We start from the raw sequence: 14,594 nt of genomic DNA, 5'->3' as shown, positions 1-14,594 counted from the left end.
CTCGCGTCCCGCTCATGCGGCTAGTCGCGCTGACCGTCGAGCAACGCGGCGGCCGTGAACAGCTCCACGCCGGTCTCGATCGCGTGCTCGTCGACATCGAAGTCGCCCCGGTGCAGATCACGCCTGGCCGTGTCGCCGGGCGTACGCACGCCCAGCCGCGCCATGGCGCCCGGCACCCGCTCCAGGTACCAGGAGAAGTCCTCGCCGCCCAGACTCTGTTCCGTGTCCTCAATCGCATACGCCCCCCGGCGCATGACCTGCGCGTCGTGCAGCAGCTCGGTCACGACCGGGTCGTTGACCACCGGCGGGACCCCGCGGACGTAGTTGATCTGGGACTTCGCCCGGTGGAGTGTGGCGATCTCGTCGATCGCGGCGTGCAGCAGGTCCGGAGCCGCGCGCCAGCCGGGCAGGTCCAGGCAGCGCACGGTGCCGGAGAGCTCGGCGCGCTGCGGGATGACATTGCAGGCGTGGCCCGCCTCGACGCGGCCCCAGGTGACGGCGAGCCCGGAGCGGGCGTCGACCCGGCGGGCGAGGAGGGCGGGGACCTCGGTGATGACCTTCGCGACCGCGTTGACCAGGTCGGTGGTCAGATGCGGGCGGGCGGTGTGGCCGCCGGGACCGTCGAGGGTGACCTCAAGACGGTCGCAGGCGGAGGTGATGGGTCCGGTCCGCAGCCCGATCAGTCCGGCGTCGACCCGGGGGTCGCAGTGCACCGCGATGATCTTGCCGACGCCGTCCAGCACGCCGCAGTCGATGGCGTCGGTGGCACCGCCGGGCATCAGCTCCTCGGCGGGCTGGAAGATCAGCCGGACGGGCTGCGGGAGGAGTCCCTGCCGGTCGAGCTCGGCGAGGACGATCCCGGCGCCGAGAACGGTGGTGGTGTGCACGTCGTGCCCGCAGGCGTGCGCCCGATCGGGGACCGTGGAGCGGTACGCGACCCCGGTCTTGGTATCGGGGATGGGCAGCGCGTCGATGTCGGCGCGGAGGGCGAGGCGGGGACGTACGCCGTCCCAGTCGCCTATGTCGCAGATGAGCCCGGTGCCGATGGCGAGCACCTCGGGCGCGAGCCCGGCCCGCTCCAGACGGGCCTTGAGCGCGGCGGTGGTACGGAACTCCTGGTTGCCCAGCTCCGGGTGCATGTGCAGGTCCCGGCGGAAGGCGATCAGCTCCGCGCGCAGGGACTCGGACAGCGTGCCGGGCAGTACAGGCAGTACACCTTCACCGGGCAGCTCGGCTTCTTGGGACCCACTGGACATCAACTGGCTCACCCAGTGAAGAGTAGGCCCCTTTGGGGAGGGGCTAACGTCCGTTCTGTAAAAATTCAGCCTCACAGGGGAAGAAACCCTGGCTGTCGGACGCATGACCACTGCTCACGGTGGGTAAGCTGAACCTTTTTTCGAGCGGCCCTCAAGTCGGACTCTTACGCTGGGCCCTCACGTTGGCCCCTCAGGTTGACTGCGTCCGTGCGAGCAGCACCTCGCCGATCCCCGCGACGACCGCCGCGAGACCCGTCTCGAACCCGGCGTCACGCCCCCGAAGACCTCCCCGCCCGCGGCGGCGGCAAAGGGGGTGCTGCTTGAGGCGCTCGGCGCGGGCCGCTGCGGCTGGGGTGAAGCCCGCCTCGGCGAGCATACGAAGGTGCGCCTCCCTCGGGGCGGCGTAGCTCAGGTCGGTGAAGTGGGTGCCGCTGTAGACCTTGGCGCCGTCGCGGTAGCGCAGCAGGTGCTCGCGCAGCCCGCGCATGGCGGCGGTGAGGCCTTCGCGCCAGTCGGCGGGCGGGACGGACGCCAGCAGATCCGCGGCCATCCGCCGGAGCAGCTCGGTCGGGAAGGGGCTCTTCCTGGTCAGGCCGGACGGCTATGTCGGCTGGGCGGGCGACGATGCGACGGGCTGCTCCAGTACCTGACCAGGTACTGATGGAGCAGGTACTCCCCAGCAGGGTGACTCAGCGGTCCGTCTGCCGGGCCGCCGCCTCGGCGATGTCGTCCTCGTCGCCGTCGAGGAGCCGGTCCACGGACAGCTCCAGGGCAACGCCGACGGACGCGGGCAGTGGCGCGGTGGTCCCCCGCTTGTACGGCGTGGTGATGCGGTATCTGTCTCCCTCGGGCGCTGTGCACACCAGGACCTGATCGTGCTTACGGTCCGCGATCACGTACACCGGGATCCTCGCTTCGGCGTATGTCTCGACCTTGGTCGCCAAGTCATTACCCCAGTTGGAGGACGTGACCTCCAGTACCAAACGGAACACGTGCGGCGCGTAGCAGTTCTTCTCGACGAGCGCGTCCTTGTAGTCGGCGTCCACGATGGACAGGTCCGGGACGGCGTAGTCGTCGGGCCCGGTCGGCAGCCACAGCCCGATTCCCTGAAGAGCCTTGAGTCCTGCCTTCCTGCCCCCGGCCTGCCGGAACTCATAGTCCAGATCGCTCAGCGTCTCCTGATGCGGGCCATCCGGCGGTGGCGTCACAACAATGCTCCCCTTGAGGATCTCCACGCGGTGCCCGGGCAGCTGGCGGGAGAGACAATCGGCGGCCTCGGCGATCGTCACCTCATGCTGTATTACGGCCACGGCAACCTCCTTAGGGAGTCCACTGTCTACGAGCGTATCCGCCACCGCCGACATTTCCGCCGGGGATCACCCGTCCGTTGGACGGACCCCGCCTCAGAACACGTTCGCCGGGACATACGTACCCCACACCTCCCGCAGCGCATCGCAGACCTCCCCCACCGTCGCCCGCGCCCGCAGCGCGTCCTTCATCGGGTACAGCACATTCGCCGTGCCCACCTCGCTCCCCGCCGCCTCCCGCAGCGCGTCCAGCGCCGCGTCCACCGCCCGCTGGTCACGTTCCGCCCGCAGTTTCGCCAGCCGTTCCGCCTGCTGTGCCTCGATCGCCGGGTCGACCCGCAGCGGTTCGTACGGCTCCTCCTCGTCCAGCGTGTAGCGGTTGACGCCGACGACGACCCGTTCGCCGCTGTCCGTCTCCTGCGCGATGCGGTACGCGCTCCGCTCGATCTCGTTCTTCTGGAAGCCGTGCTCGATCGCGCTGACCGCGCCGCCCAGGTCCTCGACCCGCTCCATCAGCGCCACCGCCGCCGCCTCCACCTCGTCCGTCAGCTTCTCCACCACATAGCTGCCCGCGAACGGGTCGACGGTGGCCGTCACATCCGTCTCGTACGCCAGGACCTGCTGCGTACGCAGGGCCAGCCGCGCGGACTTGTCCGTCGGCAGCGCGATCGCCTCGTCGAAGGAGTTGGTGTGCAGCGACTGCGTACCGCCGAGGACCGCCGCGAGCCCCTGGACCGCCACGCGCACCAGGTTCAGTTCTGGCTGCTGCGCGGTCAGCTGCACACCCGCCGTCTGGGTGTGGAAGCGCAGCATCAGCGACTTGGGGTTCTTCGCCCCGAACTCGTCGCGCATGACCCGCGCCCAGATACGACGGGCGGCGCGGAACTTGGCGACCTCTTCGAGGATCGTCGTACGCGAGACGAAGAAGAAGGACAGGCGCGGCGCGAAGTCGTCCACGTCCATGCCCGCCGCGACGGCCGTACGGACGTACTCGATGCCGTCGGCGAGCGTGAAGGCGATCTCCTGCGCGGGCGAGGCCCCGGCCTCCGCCATGTGGTAGCCGGAGATCGAGATGGTGTTCCACTTGGGGATCTCGGCCTTGCAGTACTTGAAGATGTCGGCGATCAGCCGCAGCGACGGCTTGGGCGGGAAGATGTATGTGCCACGGGCGATGTACTCCTTGAGCACATCGTTCTGGACGGTGCCGGTGAGCCGGTCCGCGGGCACGCCCTGTTCCTCGCCCACCAGCTGGTACATCAGGAGCAGCAGGGCCGCGGGAGCGTTGATCGTCATCGACGTGGAGACCTTGTCCAGCGGGATCCCGTCGAACAGCACCCTCATGTCGTCGATCGAGTCGATCGCGACACCGACCTTGCCCACCTCGCCGCTCGCGATCGGCGCGTCGCTGTCGTAGCCCATCTGGGTCGGCAGGTCGAAGGCGACGGACAGACCCATCGTGCCGTGGTCGATCAGCTGCTTATAGCGGGAATTGGACTCGACTGCCGTGCCGAAACCCGCGTACTGGCGCATCGTCCAGGGGCGGCCGGTGTACATCGACGGGTAGACACCGCGGGTGAAGGGGTACGCGCCGGGCTCGCCCAGTTTCTCCCCGGGATCCCAGCCGTCCAGTGCCTCCGGCCCGTAGACCGGCTCGATGGGCAGACCGCTCTCGGTGATGCGAACACTGCTGGACTCGCGCGCCATGTCGTGTGCCTCCCGGTGGAGCACTCAGTGGTGACTCATCGGTAACCGACCCCCGCGACGGACTGTAGCGGCGCGTCCGCGACCATTGGAGAGCCGGACACTGGGAATTTGCTCACAGCTTTTTCCCCATAATGCGCGGGATCGCGCAACCAGGCAGAGCAGGATTCTGTCTCATGAGGCACAGGAGATCAGGGGGGCGACATGCTTCGGACGAACGTCGTACGCAGAACACTCGGCGCGGCGGCCGTGCTCGCCATGACGGTGGGCTGTACGGCACAGGCCGTGACGGACAACAGCCCGGCGGCCGACGCCAAGCCGGGCAGTACGGGTAGCCCGGCGGCAGCGGGCACCGCCTCACCCGCTGCCGACACCACGCAGTCGCCGTCGCCTTCGGCCCCGGCCACGCCGACGGCCGAGCCCAGCGAATCCGGCGAACCGACCGAGAGCGCGCCGCCCCCCGAGGTCCTGATGGAGCGCGGCTCGACGGGCGAGCGGGTGCGTGAGCTCCAGGCCAGGCTGGCCCAGATCGGCTGGTTCGATGACACCCCGACCGGGACGTACGGTCCTGTGACGGCCGCCTCGGTCAAGGGCTTCCAGGGCAGGCGCGGGCTGCCCACGACGGGTGACACGGATACCGTGACCTGGCAGAAGCTGCTCGCCATGACGACGAAGCCGACGCGGGAAGAGCTGACCGGGAAGGCCGTCAACAAGCCGGCGGAGAAGCTGGACGCGCGCTGCAAGACGGGCCGCGTGATCTGCATCAGCAAGACCACCCGCACGCTCTCCTGGGTGATCGACGGCAAGGTGCAGTCAACGATGGATGTGCGCTTCGGCTCGCAGTACACGCCGACCCGCGAGGGCACGTTCAGCGTGGGCTGGAAGTCCAAGGACCATGTCTCGTCGATCTACGACACCCCCATGCCGTACGCGATGTTCTTCAGCGGCGGCCAGGCGGTGCACTACTCCTCGGACTTCGCGGCCCGCGGCTACAACGGCGCTTCGCACGGCTGCGTCAATGTCCGGGACAAGGGGAAGATCGCCAACCTCTTCAACCAGGTCAGCACCGGTGACAAGGTCGTCATCTATTGGTAGTTGCTGGTAACAGCAACCACCAATTGAGCACCCACAACGGCGGCGGGCCACATCCGCGAGAGCGGCGCCGGCTTAGGCGCAAAAAGGGGCGCGGGCGGGACCGGGGGAACGTGTCCCGCCCGCGCCATTTGCGTCGAACCGTAGGTACGGGGGGAACCCCCGGCTCGGGCGCAGCCGATGACCAGTCGGCTCACTCTCTACTGCGCCGTCGGCTCAAGAAACGTCACACCTGGGTCAGGAGCCGCCTTCGCGGGCTTCGCGGGCTTTGCCGGCTTCGGCTTCGGCTTCGCGGGCCCGGGCTTTGCCGGTTTGGGATTGGGCTTCGCGGGCTTGGGCTTTGCCGGTTTGGGCTTCTCCGCTTTCGCCTTTCCCGCGCCGGTGGACTTGCCCGGCTTGGGGCCCGGGGTGCTCTTGGCGCCCTGAGCGTCCGCGCCCTCCCCGGCACCCGTGGTGCCCGTGGTGCCCTGTGAGTCGCCGAGCGCCCGGGCGCAGAACCCCGCCACCCGCCCGGGCCCCTTGGCCGCCGCCTCCAGCCGCTGCTGGTGGCCCGGAACCATACGACCGCTGCGGTACTCGCGGCAGTCCGCGCCCGACGTGCCGTACGCCTCGGCCTGCTTGCCGTCCCCGTCCTGCTGGGCCGTGCCGTCGCTCGGCGCGGGCGGCGCCACCGGCAGCACCCCGCCGCGGGTCGGCGTGTCCGAGACCAGCGGCCCCGGTGTCGCGGCCCCCGAGACCGAGGGCGCGGGCAGCGGCTTGCCGCCGTCACCGTCGAAGGGAGCGGGCAGAAAGCCCGTACCCGCCGCGATGGCCACGCCGCCGAGCGCACAGCCCGCCACCGCCGCGGCGATCCCGAAGCGGACCGGGCGGCCGAAGAGCCGCCGGTGTCCTGTGCGCGGGGGCCGGGCGACGCGTACGCCCCTGAGGGCGTCGGCGGCGGGCGCGTCGGCGTCCGCCCTGGCCTTCCGGTAGGCGGCCAGCGCTGCGGCCTCGCCCGGCATTTCGCCCTCGGCGGCCTGCTCGTCCGCGTAACCGGCGTGATCGGCGTAACCGGCCCGCTCCGCGCTGTACAGGAGCCGGGAGAGCCGTGCGGCCTGCGCGCGGGCGTGCTCGTCGGTGATCTCGACCGGTTCACCGCTCAGCAGCTTCTCCGCCGCGGCCTTGTCGAGCCATTCGTACCGCTCGTCGGCCATCACATGTCCTTCTGCGTCCGCAGACGTGTATGCGTCACACCCGCGGGTGCCGTCACGCCGGGCCGGGAGGCTCGCTGCGACGGTACGCCACTGAGGTCCGCCCCACCCACGGGGCCCGTGCCGTCCGTGAGGCCCGCGCCGCCGCCCTCCGCGCCCAGCAGCTCGGCCAGCCGCTTCAGTCCGCGGTGCGCCGCGGTCCGTACGGCTCCGGGCCGCTTGCCCAGCGTCATGGCCGCGCTCTTCGCGTCGAGGCCGACCACGACGCGCAGCACCACCGCCTCGGCCTGGTCCTGCGGCAATTGCGCGATGAGCGCCATGGCCGAGCCGGTGGCCAGCGCCTCCAGGGCCTCGTCCGCGGTGTCCGACTCGGAGGGCTGCCCGTTCAGCTCGGTCTCGTCGCCGCCGACAGCGGGGCGGCGGCCCCGCATACGTATGTGGTCGAGCGCCCGGTTGCGTGCGATGCGCGCGGCCCAGCCGCGGAAGCGGTCCGCGTCGCCGCTGAACCGGTCGAGGTCCCGGGCTATCTGCAGCCAGGCCTCCGAGGCCACATCCTCCGCGTCCGGCTCGCCGACCAGCGTCCTGACATAGCCGAGCAACCGCGGGTGCACGGCGCGGTACACAGTACGGAAGCCGTCTTCGTCCCCGTCCTGTGCCGCCAGCACCGCGGTGGTCAGCTCCGCGTCGTCCCCCAGCACTCCCTCAACCTGTCCTGAATCGCAGCTGGTCACCACTGCCGCGCCGCCCTGGGCGAATCAGCACGCTACGTCCTCTTCGGGGGCCGCGTCCATGCCTTGTACAAGTTGCAACAAAGCGGCGGTCCGGCGTGGTGTGACAGAAAACGCACGCGTGGCGCTGAGAGGGGTACGGGGCCGCTCAGCGGCACCGTCGGAAGACGACCGGGGCCTCTCCTGTGGGGGGTGGCGGCCCCGGTCGTCCTTCCATTCCGGCCATTCCGGCTCCCGTCCCGGCTCGCCTTCCGGCTGTTTCCAGCCATTCCCGGCCGCCTCCCGTCACCCTCGAACACTCTCGGCACCCGTCTCCGCTCAGCCCTGGACGCGCGCGCGGCGCGAGACGACCGCCCGCAGCACCCGCTGCCCCTCGATCGACAGATCCAGCACCTGGCGCAGCCCGACGCGGCCCTCTGCCTCCGCCAGGATCTCCAGTATCCGGACCTGGCGGCGCAGCTCACCGGCGACCAGCGGACCTGCGCCATCCGGCTCGCCCGCGCGGCAGCGCTTCAGCACCTCCACCACATCGGCCGCGTCCGGGATGCCGGTCGCGGCGCCCGCGTCGAAGCGGTGGTGGAGTTCGAGTGCCGCCACGGAACAGTCGTCCGCCCACTCCCGCAGCGGTTCCGCCTCCCACTCGGAGGGCGCGGCGCCAAGCATCTGCCGTACGAGAGCGGCGGTCCCGTCCTCGACGGGCGTGCCCTCCATGGCCTGTCTGGCCGTCGCGAGGTGTCCGGACCAGTCCTTCTCGCCGTACGCCAGACCGGCCCAGAGCGGACGCAGGGCGTCCGCCTCGGACGCGAGCAGCGGCAGACAGCGGTCCAGGCAGGCGAGACCGCTGGCGGCCAGGCCTCGCTCATCCGCCTGTGCGATCAGTTCCCTCAGACTCGGGCTCTTCGACGCCACCGGATGCTCCCCTTCACGGACGCAGTACTGGACGCAGTACTTCCTCTTTCTGCGCCCCGTGGCTCAAATGCGTCACCGCGGCAGACCGGTGGTTCCCAGTCGTATCCAGGGATCTGAGGAGGTTTTCCTCGGCGGAGGGCTCGGGGCCTCTTGGCGCAAAGTACCCCCTTCGGTGGGTTTTCCGCCATGGTCACGCCATCGAGCACGCCATCGGCCAAGCCATGCGAGCACATCCCTGCGCCCGGCTCAGCCGAGCTTCTGGGACAGGGCCTGGAACCCCCGCCAGTCACGCGCCGGGGTGCGCGGGTCCCACAGCTTCTGGGCCGTGGCCCGCAGCGGCATCCTGATGCCGCTCGCCACCTGGTCCTGGGTCTGTGCCTGCGAGAGGTCGCACCAGACTGCGAACCGCCCGCCCAGGATCTGGTCCGAGTAGCCCTTCGCCACCGGCTGGGTGCCGCGCAGCACCAGCGGCGTCCACTGCTCGTAGATCCGCCGGCCGGTGGGGTAGCGGAACTGGTTCGGCTCGCCGAGCACGTAGTAGAGGTACTCGTCGTTGAGGTTGACCACCCGACGGCCCTCGCGCAGATACTCGTCCGGCTGGCGCGCGCCGATCTCCTTGCCGGTCCAGTACTCGATCTCGATGTCCTTGTTCCCGGTGACGACCCCGTTCCGGAAGAAGCCGTCGTTCCATGCCTTGGCCTTCTTGCCCAGCGAGCGCACCACCGCCGCGCGGTCGTTCACCCAGGCCGCCGCCAGGTCCTGGACCCGGGCGTTCGGTCCGTACTTCTGGCGGGCGAGCTCCGCGAGCCGCGGGAAGGACGCCTCCGGGTTCTGCACGGTCAGCGCCTGGTACTCGTCCCCGCCGATGTGCCAGTACGCGCTGCCGAACAGCGGCGTGTATTCGCGCAGCAGCTCGTCCACGATCCGCGCCGACTCGGGCTGTCCGATGTCGATCGCGCCGCGGGTGGCCCTGCCCGACACGTTCCGCAGCTGGAGCTGCGGATGCGCGGCGATCACCGCGCCCAGGTGGCCGGGCGAGTCGATCTCCGGGATGACCGTGATGTGCAACCGGGCGGCGAGCTCGACGATCCGCCGGACCTCGGCCTTGGTCAGATGCTCGCGCGAGACGACCTCGGGATGCGAGTCGGAGGCGATACGGAACCCCTGGTCGTCCGAGAAGTGCAGGCCGAGCTGGTTGAGCTTGAGGTCGGCCATCTCGCGCAGCCGGTCCTCGATCCAGGCCGCGGTGAAGTGCTTGCGCGCGATGTCAACCATCAGCCCGCGCTGCGGCCGGTCCGGCCGGTCCCGTACGAGACCCTCCGGCATCGCGCCGCCCGACCGCACCGCCTGCTTCAGCGTCCGCGTCCCGTAGAAGACCCCGGCCTCGTCGGCCCCGGTGATCCTGACCCCGCCGCCGCGGGTGAGGACGGTGTACGACTCGGGGGGCTGCTTGGCGGCCCCCTTGGGTGCGGGCTGGAGCGCCAGCTCGACATCGGCCGCGCCGGCGGCTGCCACGCCCCGGTAGCCGATCTTCAGCTCCTGGGCCAGCAGCCTGCCCTCGTCGGCGAGCCCCTCGCTGCCCTTGGCGACGACGACGCCGCCGCGCCCCGGCCGCCAGCCGGGACCGCGAGCGGGCTCGTGCTCGCGTACGGCGGGGATGGTGTCCGGCGCCTTGGACAGGGCGTACGTCCTGGAGGGCGAGGGGGTCGGCGTGGGCGCCTTCACCGCGCCTCGCACGGGCGCGCCGCCTGTTGTGCCCGAGGTGCCGGACTCGCCGCTGGAGCAGCCGGCCAGCGTCATCGAGAAGGCCGCGGCCGCGGCGACGAGCGCGGTGGTGGCCCGCGTGCGCACAGAGTGCCGTTTCACTCGGATACCTCCCATATGTGGCCGTTTAGGGTGCAACTGCAAAGAAGTTCATATAACCGCCGAAGAGAGTGGCTAGAGCGACGGAAGTGAACGAAGTGCCTGAAGGTACCCGGAGTACCTCGTACCATCGTCCATTACATGGACCGAAACCTCTCGTCCGGGTGAAATTCGTGCATCCGTCGGACAACTCCGGTCACCAATGGATAGCGTGAGTACCTATCCATCCCCTGCTTCCCAGCCGTCCCGCTGGCCCTTTCGAGGAGCGCACGCTGTCCAGCGAAGCCCACACCGGCCTGTCGAAGCGACCGCCGACACTTCACCACACTCCTCGGGACCCGCTACCACTGCCGTCCCAGCGCAGCGGCACGCCCGGCCTCGCGCGCTTCAACACCGCGCCCGCCGAAGTCGCTGAAACCATCCTGCTCAGCTGCTGTCACAGCCACCGCTGGGCCCAGCGGATGGTCGCCCACCGTCCCTATCCCGATCTCGACACGCTGCTCGCGGCCTCCGACGAGGCCGGTTACGACCTCTCCCCCGCCGATGTCTCCGAGGCGCTGGCCGACGAGTCCTCCGTCGGCCTGCACCCCGGCGCGCCCCAGGCGGCGCACACCGCGCTGTCCGCCGCCCACGCCGCGTACGAGAGCCGCTTCGGCCACGCCTTCGTGATCAGCCTGGCGGGATGCCGCCCCGACGAGTACCTCGACCGGGTACTCGCGGGCATCCGCGCCCGCCTCGCGCACGAGCCGGACGAGGAGCGGGCCGTCTCCGCCGAGGAGCTGCGCGGCCTCGCCCGCTCCCGGCTGGCACAGGCAGTGACCAGCCAGGTGGCCAGTAGCCCGTCCGAGGCTGTTTGATTGCCTCTTTGATCACAACCTGTGGACCCCGCGCGAAGGAACCGACAACACGTCGCTACGATGGCCAGGGCCGGTGGACCGTACCCGGCCGGGCCAGACCGACCCCCCAAGCCGGCAGGCCCTAATCCCCGCTCCCGGAGGGTTCTGCCGTGCCGGCTGGAACGCTGTACCGCGGCCGGGAAGGAATGTGGTCATGGGTGGCTCACCGAGTCACCGGCGTCCTCATCTTCTTCTTCCTGTTCGTTCACGTCCTGGACACCGCTCTCGTCCGCGTCTCGCCCGAGGCGTACGACGACGTCGTTGCCACGTACAAGACGCCAATCGTCGCGCTGCTCGAATACGGCCTGGTGGCCGCCATTCTTTTCCACGCGCTCAACGGCCTGCGTGTCATCGCTGTCGACTTCTGGTCCAAGGGCCCGCGCTATCAGAAGCAGATGCTGTGGACCGTCATGGGTATCTGGATCGTGCTGATGGTGGGCGCCCTGTATCCGGTGCTCGGCCATGCCGTCCGTGAAGTCTTCGGGAGCTGACGCCAGACATGTCCACTGACACCACCACTTCCGCGATCGGTCCGGTCGAAGGCGCAGAGCCTCTGGGATCGTTCAATATCGACCACCCGGCGCCGCTCATCGAGCCGCCGCGCAAGCGCACCACAAAGACCCCGAAGTCGGCCCGCGGCAACTTCGAGATGATCGCATGGCTCTTCATGCGCCTGTCCGGTGTCGTCCTGGTCGTCCTGGTCATCGGTCACCTGCTGATTCAGCTGGTGCTCGACGGCGGCGTCTCCAAGATCGGCTTCGCCTTTGTGGCGGGCCGCTGGGCGTCCCCGTTCTGGCAGACCTGGGACCTGCTGATGCTGTGGCTTGCCATGCTGCACGGCACCAATGGACTCCGTACCGTTATCAATGACTACGCGGAACGGCCGGGCACGCGACTGTGGCTCAAGGGCCTGCTGTACACCGCCACGGTGTTCACCATCCTTCTGGGCACGCTGGTGATCTTCACCTTCGACCCGAACATCCGCTAAAGCCGGGGCTGACGAGAACCATGAAGATCCACAAGTACGACACCGTCATCGTCGGCGCGGGCGGCGCCGGCATGCGCGCGGCCATCGAGTCGACCAAGCGCAGCCGTACCGCCGTGCTGACGAAGCTCTACCCGACCCGCTCCCACACGGGCGCCGCGCAGGGCGGCATGGCCGCCGCGCTCGCCAACGTGGAAGAGGACAACTGGGAGTGGCACACCTTCGACACGATCAAGGGCGGTGACTACCTGGTCGACCAGGACGCCGCCGAGATCCTGGCGAAGGAAGCCATCGACGCGGTCCTCGACCTGGAGAAGATGGGCCTGCCGTTCAACCGGACCCCGGACGGCACCATCGACCAGCGCCGCTTCGGCGGCCACTCCCGCAACCACGGCGAGGCCCCGGTCCGCCGGTCCTGCTACGCGGCCGACCGCACCGGTCACATGATCCTCCAGACGCTGTACCAGAACTGCGTCAAGGAGGGCGTGGAGTTCTACAACGAGTTCTACGTCCTGGACCAGCTGCTCACCGAGGTCGACGGCGTCAAGCGGTCGGCGGGTGTGGTCGCGTACGAGCTGGCCACCGGCGAGATCCACATCTTCCAGGCCAAGTCGGTCATCTACGCCTCCGGCGGCACCGGCAAGTTCTTCAAGGTGACCTCCAACGCCCACACGCTGACCGGCGACGGGCAGGCCGCCTGCTACCGCCGCGGGCTGCCGCTGGAGGACATGGAGTTCTTCCAGTTCCACCCGACGGGCATCTGGCGCATGGGCATCCTGCTGACGGAGGGCGCCCGCGGTGAGGGCGGCATCCTGCGCAACAAGGACGGCGAGCGCTTCATGGAGAAGTACGCGCCGGTGATGAAGGACCTGGCGTCGCGTGACGTCGTGTCCCGGTCGATCTACACCGAGATCCGCGAGGGCCGCGGCTGCGGGCCCGAGGGCGACCACGTCTTCCTGGACCTCACCCACCTGCCGCCGGAGCAGCTGGACGCGAAGCTCCCGGACATCACCGAGTTCGCGCGTACGTACCTGGGCATCGAGCCGTACACGGACCCGATCCCGATCCAGCCGACCGCGCACTACGCCATGGGCGGCATCCCGACGAACGTCCAGGGCGAGGTCCTGCGGGACAACACCACCGTCGTTCCGGGGCTGTACGCCGCCGGTGAGGTCGCCTGCGTGTCGGTGCACGGCGCCAACCGCCTGGGCACCAACTCGCTGCTGGACATCAACGTCTTCGGCAAGCGGGCGGGCATCGCCGCCGCCGAGTACTCCGCGGCGAACGACTTCGTGGAGCTCCCCGAGGACCCGGCGGCGTTCGTCCAGAACCGGGTCGAGATGTTGCGCAGCGCCACCGGCAAGGAGCGGGTCTCCGACATCCGCCGCGAGCTGCAGGAGTGCATGGACGCCAATGTGATGGTGTTCCGCACCGAGCAGACGATCAAGACCGCGGTCGAGAAAATCGGCGAGCTGCGCGAGCGCTATCTCAGCGTCTCGGTCCAGGACAAGGGCAAGCGGTTCAACACCGACCTGCTGGAGGCCATCGAGCTGGGCAACCTGCTCGACCTGGCCGAGGTCATGGCCGTCTCCGCGCTCGCCCGCAAGGAGTCCCGCGGCGGTCACTACCGCGAGGACTACCCCAACCGCGACGACGTCAACTTCATGCGCCACACCATGGCGTACCGCGAGGTGGGCGACGACGGCGTCGAGTCGATCCGGCTCGACTACAAGCCGGTCGTCCAGACCCGCTACCAGCCGATGGAGCGTAAGTACTGATGGCAACTCCCGTAATGGACAAGGTCCAGGCCGAGGCCGTCGCCTCGCCGTACATCACGGTCACTTTCCGGATCCGCCGCTTCAACCCCGAGGTCGCGGCCGACGCGTGGTGGCAGGACTTCGCGATCGAGATCGACCCCAAGGAGCGGGTGCTCGACGCTCTCCACAAGATCAAGTGGGAGGTCGACGGCTCGCTCACCTTCCGCCGCTCGTGCGCGCACGGCATCTGCGGCTCCGACGCGATGCGGATCAACGGCAAGAACAGGCTCGCCTGCAAGACGCTGATCAAGGACATCAACCCGGCGAAGCCGATCACGATCGAGGCCATAAAGGGCCTGACGGTCCTCAAGGACCTGATCGTGGACATGGACCCGTTCTTCCAGGCGTTCCGCGATGTGATGCCGTTCCTGATCACGTCCGGGAACGAGCCGACGCGGGAGCGGCTGCAGTCCGCCGAGGACCGCGAGCGCTTCGACGACACCACCAAGTGCATCCTGTGCGCGGCGTGCACGTCCTCGTGCCCGGTGTTCTGGAACGACGGGCAGTACTTCGGCCCGGCGGCGATCGTCAACGCGCACCGCTTCATCTTCGACTCGCGTGACGAGGCGGCGGAGCAGCGGCTGGAGATCCTCAACGGGCAGGACGGCGTGTGGCGTTGCCGTACGACGTTCAACTGCACCGACGCCTGCCCGCGCGGTATCGAGGTCACCAAGGCCATCCAGGAAGTGAAGCGGGCGCTGATCACGCGCCGTTTCTGACCTGTTGACGTATGAGGGCCCCTCTTCCCGTTGGGTGAATTCCCGGGAGGCGGGGCCCTCTTCGTACTGACGGTGTGACGGTGCGGGCTTCACCGACCGGCCCCATACCTGGCAGGATCGGTACGTCTGAC

General features: G+C 69.3%; 15 protein-coding genes. 7 read left to right on the top strand and 8 right to left on the bottom strand.

What is annotated here, in order from left to right:
* Positions 1–20 precede the first annotated feature (20 nt).
* Both ACIHCQ_RS04620 and ACIHCQ_RS04615 read right to left on the bottom strand, forming a co-directional pair.
* Positions 21–1,256: an amidohydrolase gene (locus ACIHCQ_RS04620; RefSeq protein ID WP_399658641.1), complete on the bottom strand. Its 1,236-nt coding sequence runs from the start codon at positions 1,254–1,256 to the stop codon at positions 21–23.
* Positions 1,257–1,446: 190 nt separating this feature from the next.
* On the bottom strand, positions 1,447–1,806 hold the full coding sequence (locus tag ACIHCQ_RS04615) for a TetR/AcrR family transcriptional regulator C-terminal domain-containing protein (RefSeq protein ID WP_399657918.1): 360 nt from the start codon (positions 1,804–1,806) through the stop codon (positions 1,447–1,449).
* Between ACIHCQ_RS04615 and ACIHCQ_RS04610 the strand changes: the two genes are divergently transcribed.
* The gene (locus ACIHCQ_RS04610) at positions 1,742–1,906 is read left to right on the top strand and encodes a hypothetical protein (protein WP_399657916.1); all 165 of its coding nucleotides are present in this window, start codon (positions 1,742–1,744) and stop codon (positions 1,904–1,906) included. The genes ACIHCQ_RS04615 and ACIHCQ_RS04610 overlap by 65 nt on opposite strands.
* Positions 1,907–1,945: 39 nt before the next feature.
* On the opposite strand, the gene ACIHCQ_RS04605 is transcribed toward ACIHCQ_RS04610, so the two are convergent.
* Positions 1,946–2,566, bottom strand: a complete 621-nt coding sequence (locus tag ACIHCQ_RS04605) for a Uma2 family endonuclease (protein WP_399657914.1) — start codon at positions 2,564–2,566, stop codon at positions 1,946–1,948.
* A gap of 93 nt (positions 2,567–2,659) precedes the next feature.
* The gene (locus tag ACIHCQ_RS04600) at positions 2,660–4,267 is read right to left on the bottom strand and encodes a methylmalonyl-CoA mutase (protein ID WP_399657912.1); all 1,608 of its coding nucleotides are present in this window, start codon (positions 4,265–4,267) and stop codon (positions 2,660–2,662) included.
* 201 nt (positions 4,268–4,468) lie between these two features.
* Here ACIHCQ_RS04600 and ACIHCQ_RS04595 point away from each other — a divergent pair, with 201 nt between their 5' ends.
* The gene (locus ACIHCQ_RS04595; RefSeq protein WP_399657910.1) at positions 4,469–5,359 is read left to right on the top strand and encodes a L,D-transpeptidase family protein; all 891 of its coding nucleotides are present in this window, start codon (positions 4,469–4,471) and stop codon (positions 5,357–5,359) included.
* Positions 5,360–5,556: 197 nt separating this feature from the next.
* Here the strand turns inward: ACIHCQ_RS04595 and ACIHCQ_RS04590 are convergent, their stop codons facing one another.
* From ACIHCQ_RS04590 to ACIHCQ_RS04575, 4 genes are all read right to left on the bottom strand, one after another.
* Positions 5,557–6,549, bottom strand: a complete 993-nt coding sequence (locus ACIHCQ_RS04590) for a hypothetical protein (RefSeq protein ID WP_399657908.1) — start codon at positions 6,547–6,549, stop codon at positions 5,557–5,559.
* On the bottom strand, positions 6,549–7,244 hold the full coding sequence (locus tag ACIHCQ_RS04585) for an RNA polymerase sigma factor (protein ID WP_399657906.1): 696 nt from the start codon (positions 7,242–7,244) through the stop codon (positions 6,549–6,551). Before ACIHCQ_RS04585 ends, ACIHCQ_RS04590 begins: the two co-directional genes overlap by 1 nt.
* Before the next feature lie 348 nt (positions 7,245–7,592).
* Positions 7,593–8,183, bottom strand: coding sequence for a hypothetical protein (locus ACIHCQ_RS04580; RefSeq protein ID WP_399657904.1), 591 nt, complete (start codon positions 8,181–8,183; stop codon positions 7,593–7,595).
* A 246-nt stretch (positions 8,184–8,429) separates the two neighbouring features.
* Entirely contained in the window at positions 8,430–10,064 is a 1,635-nt protein-coding gene (locus ACIHCQ_RS04575) for a glycoside hydrolase family 20 protein (protein WP_399657902.1), read from the bottom strand.
* A gap of 203 nt (positions 10,065–10,267) precedes the next feature.
* On the opposite strand from ACIHCQ_RS04575, the gene ACIHCQ_RS04570 reads away from it, so the two are divergent.
* The 5 genes from ACIHCQ_RS04570 to ACIHCQ_RS04550 all read left to right on the top strand — a co-directional run bounded on the left by ACIHCQ_RS04570 (position 10,268) and on the right by ACIHCQ_RS04550 (position 14,463).
* Positions 10,268–10,903, top strand: a complete 636-nt coding sequence (locus ACIHCQ_RS04570; RefSeq protein WP_399658640.1) for a 2-oxo-4-hydroxy-4-carboxy-5-ureidoimidazoline decarboxylase — start codon at positions 10,268–10,270, stop codon at positions 10,901–10,903.
* A 149-nt stretch (positions 10,904–11,052) separates the two neighbouring features.
* Positions 11,053–11,433: a succinate dehydrogenase, cytochrome b556 subunit gene (gene sdhC, locus ACIHCQ_RS04565; protein WP_399657900.1), complete on the top strand. Its 381-nt coding sequence runs from the start codon at positions 11,053–11,055 to the stop codon at positions 11,431–11,433.
* Positions 11,434–11,441: 8 nt separating this feature from the next.
* Positions 11,442–11,930, top strand: coding sequence for a succinate dehydrogenase hydrophobic membrane anchor subunit (locus ACIHCQ_RS04560; protein ID WP_399657898.1), 489 nt, complete (start codon positions 11,442–11,444; stop codon positions 11,928–11,930).
* Positions 11,931–11,950: 20 nt separating this feature from the next.
* Positions 11,951–13,705, top strand: a complete 1,755-nt coding sequence (gene sdhA, locus ACIHCQ_RS04555; protein WP_399657896.1) for a succinate dehydrogenase flavoprotein subunit — start codon at positions 11,951–11,953, stop codon at positions 13,703–13,705.
* Positions 13,705–14,463, top strand: a complete 759-nt coding sequence (locus ACIHCQ_RS04550; protein WP_399657893.1) for a succinate dehydrogenase iron-sulfur subunit — start codon at positions 13,705–13,707, stop codon at positions 14,461–14,463. Before sdhA ends, ACIHCQ_RS04550 begins: the two co-directional genes overlap by 1 nt.
* Positions 14,464–14,594 lie beyond the last annotated feature (131 nt).

Source organism: Streptomyces sp. NPDC052236 (assembly GCF_044548015.1).
GTDB lineage: Bacteria > Actinomycetota > Actinomycetes > Streptomycetales > Streptomycetaceae > Streptomyces.
This window is presented reverse-complemented; position numbering and strand designations above follow the sequence as displayed.

Bases quoted from the DNA above. Each gene is read 5' to 3' on its own strand.
- ACIHCQ_RS04620 (WP_399658641.1), bottom strand. From the start codon at position 1,256: ATGTCCAGTGGGTCCCAAGAAGCCGAGCTGCCCGGTGAAGGTGTACTG.
- ACIHCQ_RS04610 (WP_399657916.1), top strand. From the start codon at position 1,742: ATGGCGGCGGTGAGGCCTTCGCGCCAGTCGGCGGGCGGGACGGACGCC.
- ACIHCQ_RS04615 (WP_399657918.1), bottom strand. From the start codon at position 1,806: ATGGCCGCGGATCTGCTGGCGTCCGTCCCGCCCGCCGACTGGCGCGAA.
- ACIHCQ_RS04600 (WP_399657912.1), bottom strand. From the start codon at position 4,267: ATGGCGCGCGAGTCCAGCAGTGTTCGCATCACCGAGAGCGGTCTGCCC.
- ACIHCQ_RS04595 (WP_399657910.1), top strand. From the start codon at position 4,469: ATGCTTCGGACGAACGTCGTACGCAGAACACTCGGCGCGGCGGCCGTG.
- ACIHCQ_RS04590 (WP_399657908.1), bottom strand. From the start codon at position 6,549: ATGGCCGACGAGCGGTACGAATGGCTCGACAAGGCCGCGGCGGAGAAG.
- ACIHCQ_RS04575 (WP_399657902.1), bottom strand. From the start codon at position 10,064: ATGGGAGGTATCCGAGTGAAACGGCACTCTGTGCGCACGCGGGCCACC.
- ACIHCQ_RS04560 (WP_399657898.1), top strand. From the start codon at position 11,442: ATGTCCACTGACACCACCACTTCCGCGATCGGTCCGGTCGAAGGCGCA.
- sdhA (WP_399657896.1), top strand. From the start codon at position 11,951: ATGAAGATCCACAAGTACGACACCGTCATCGTCGGCGCGGGCGGCGCC.
- ACIHCQ_RS04550 (WP_399657893.1), top strand. From the start codon at position 13,705: ATGGCAACTCCCGTAATGGACAAGGTCCAGGCCGAGGCCGTCGCCTCG.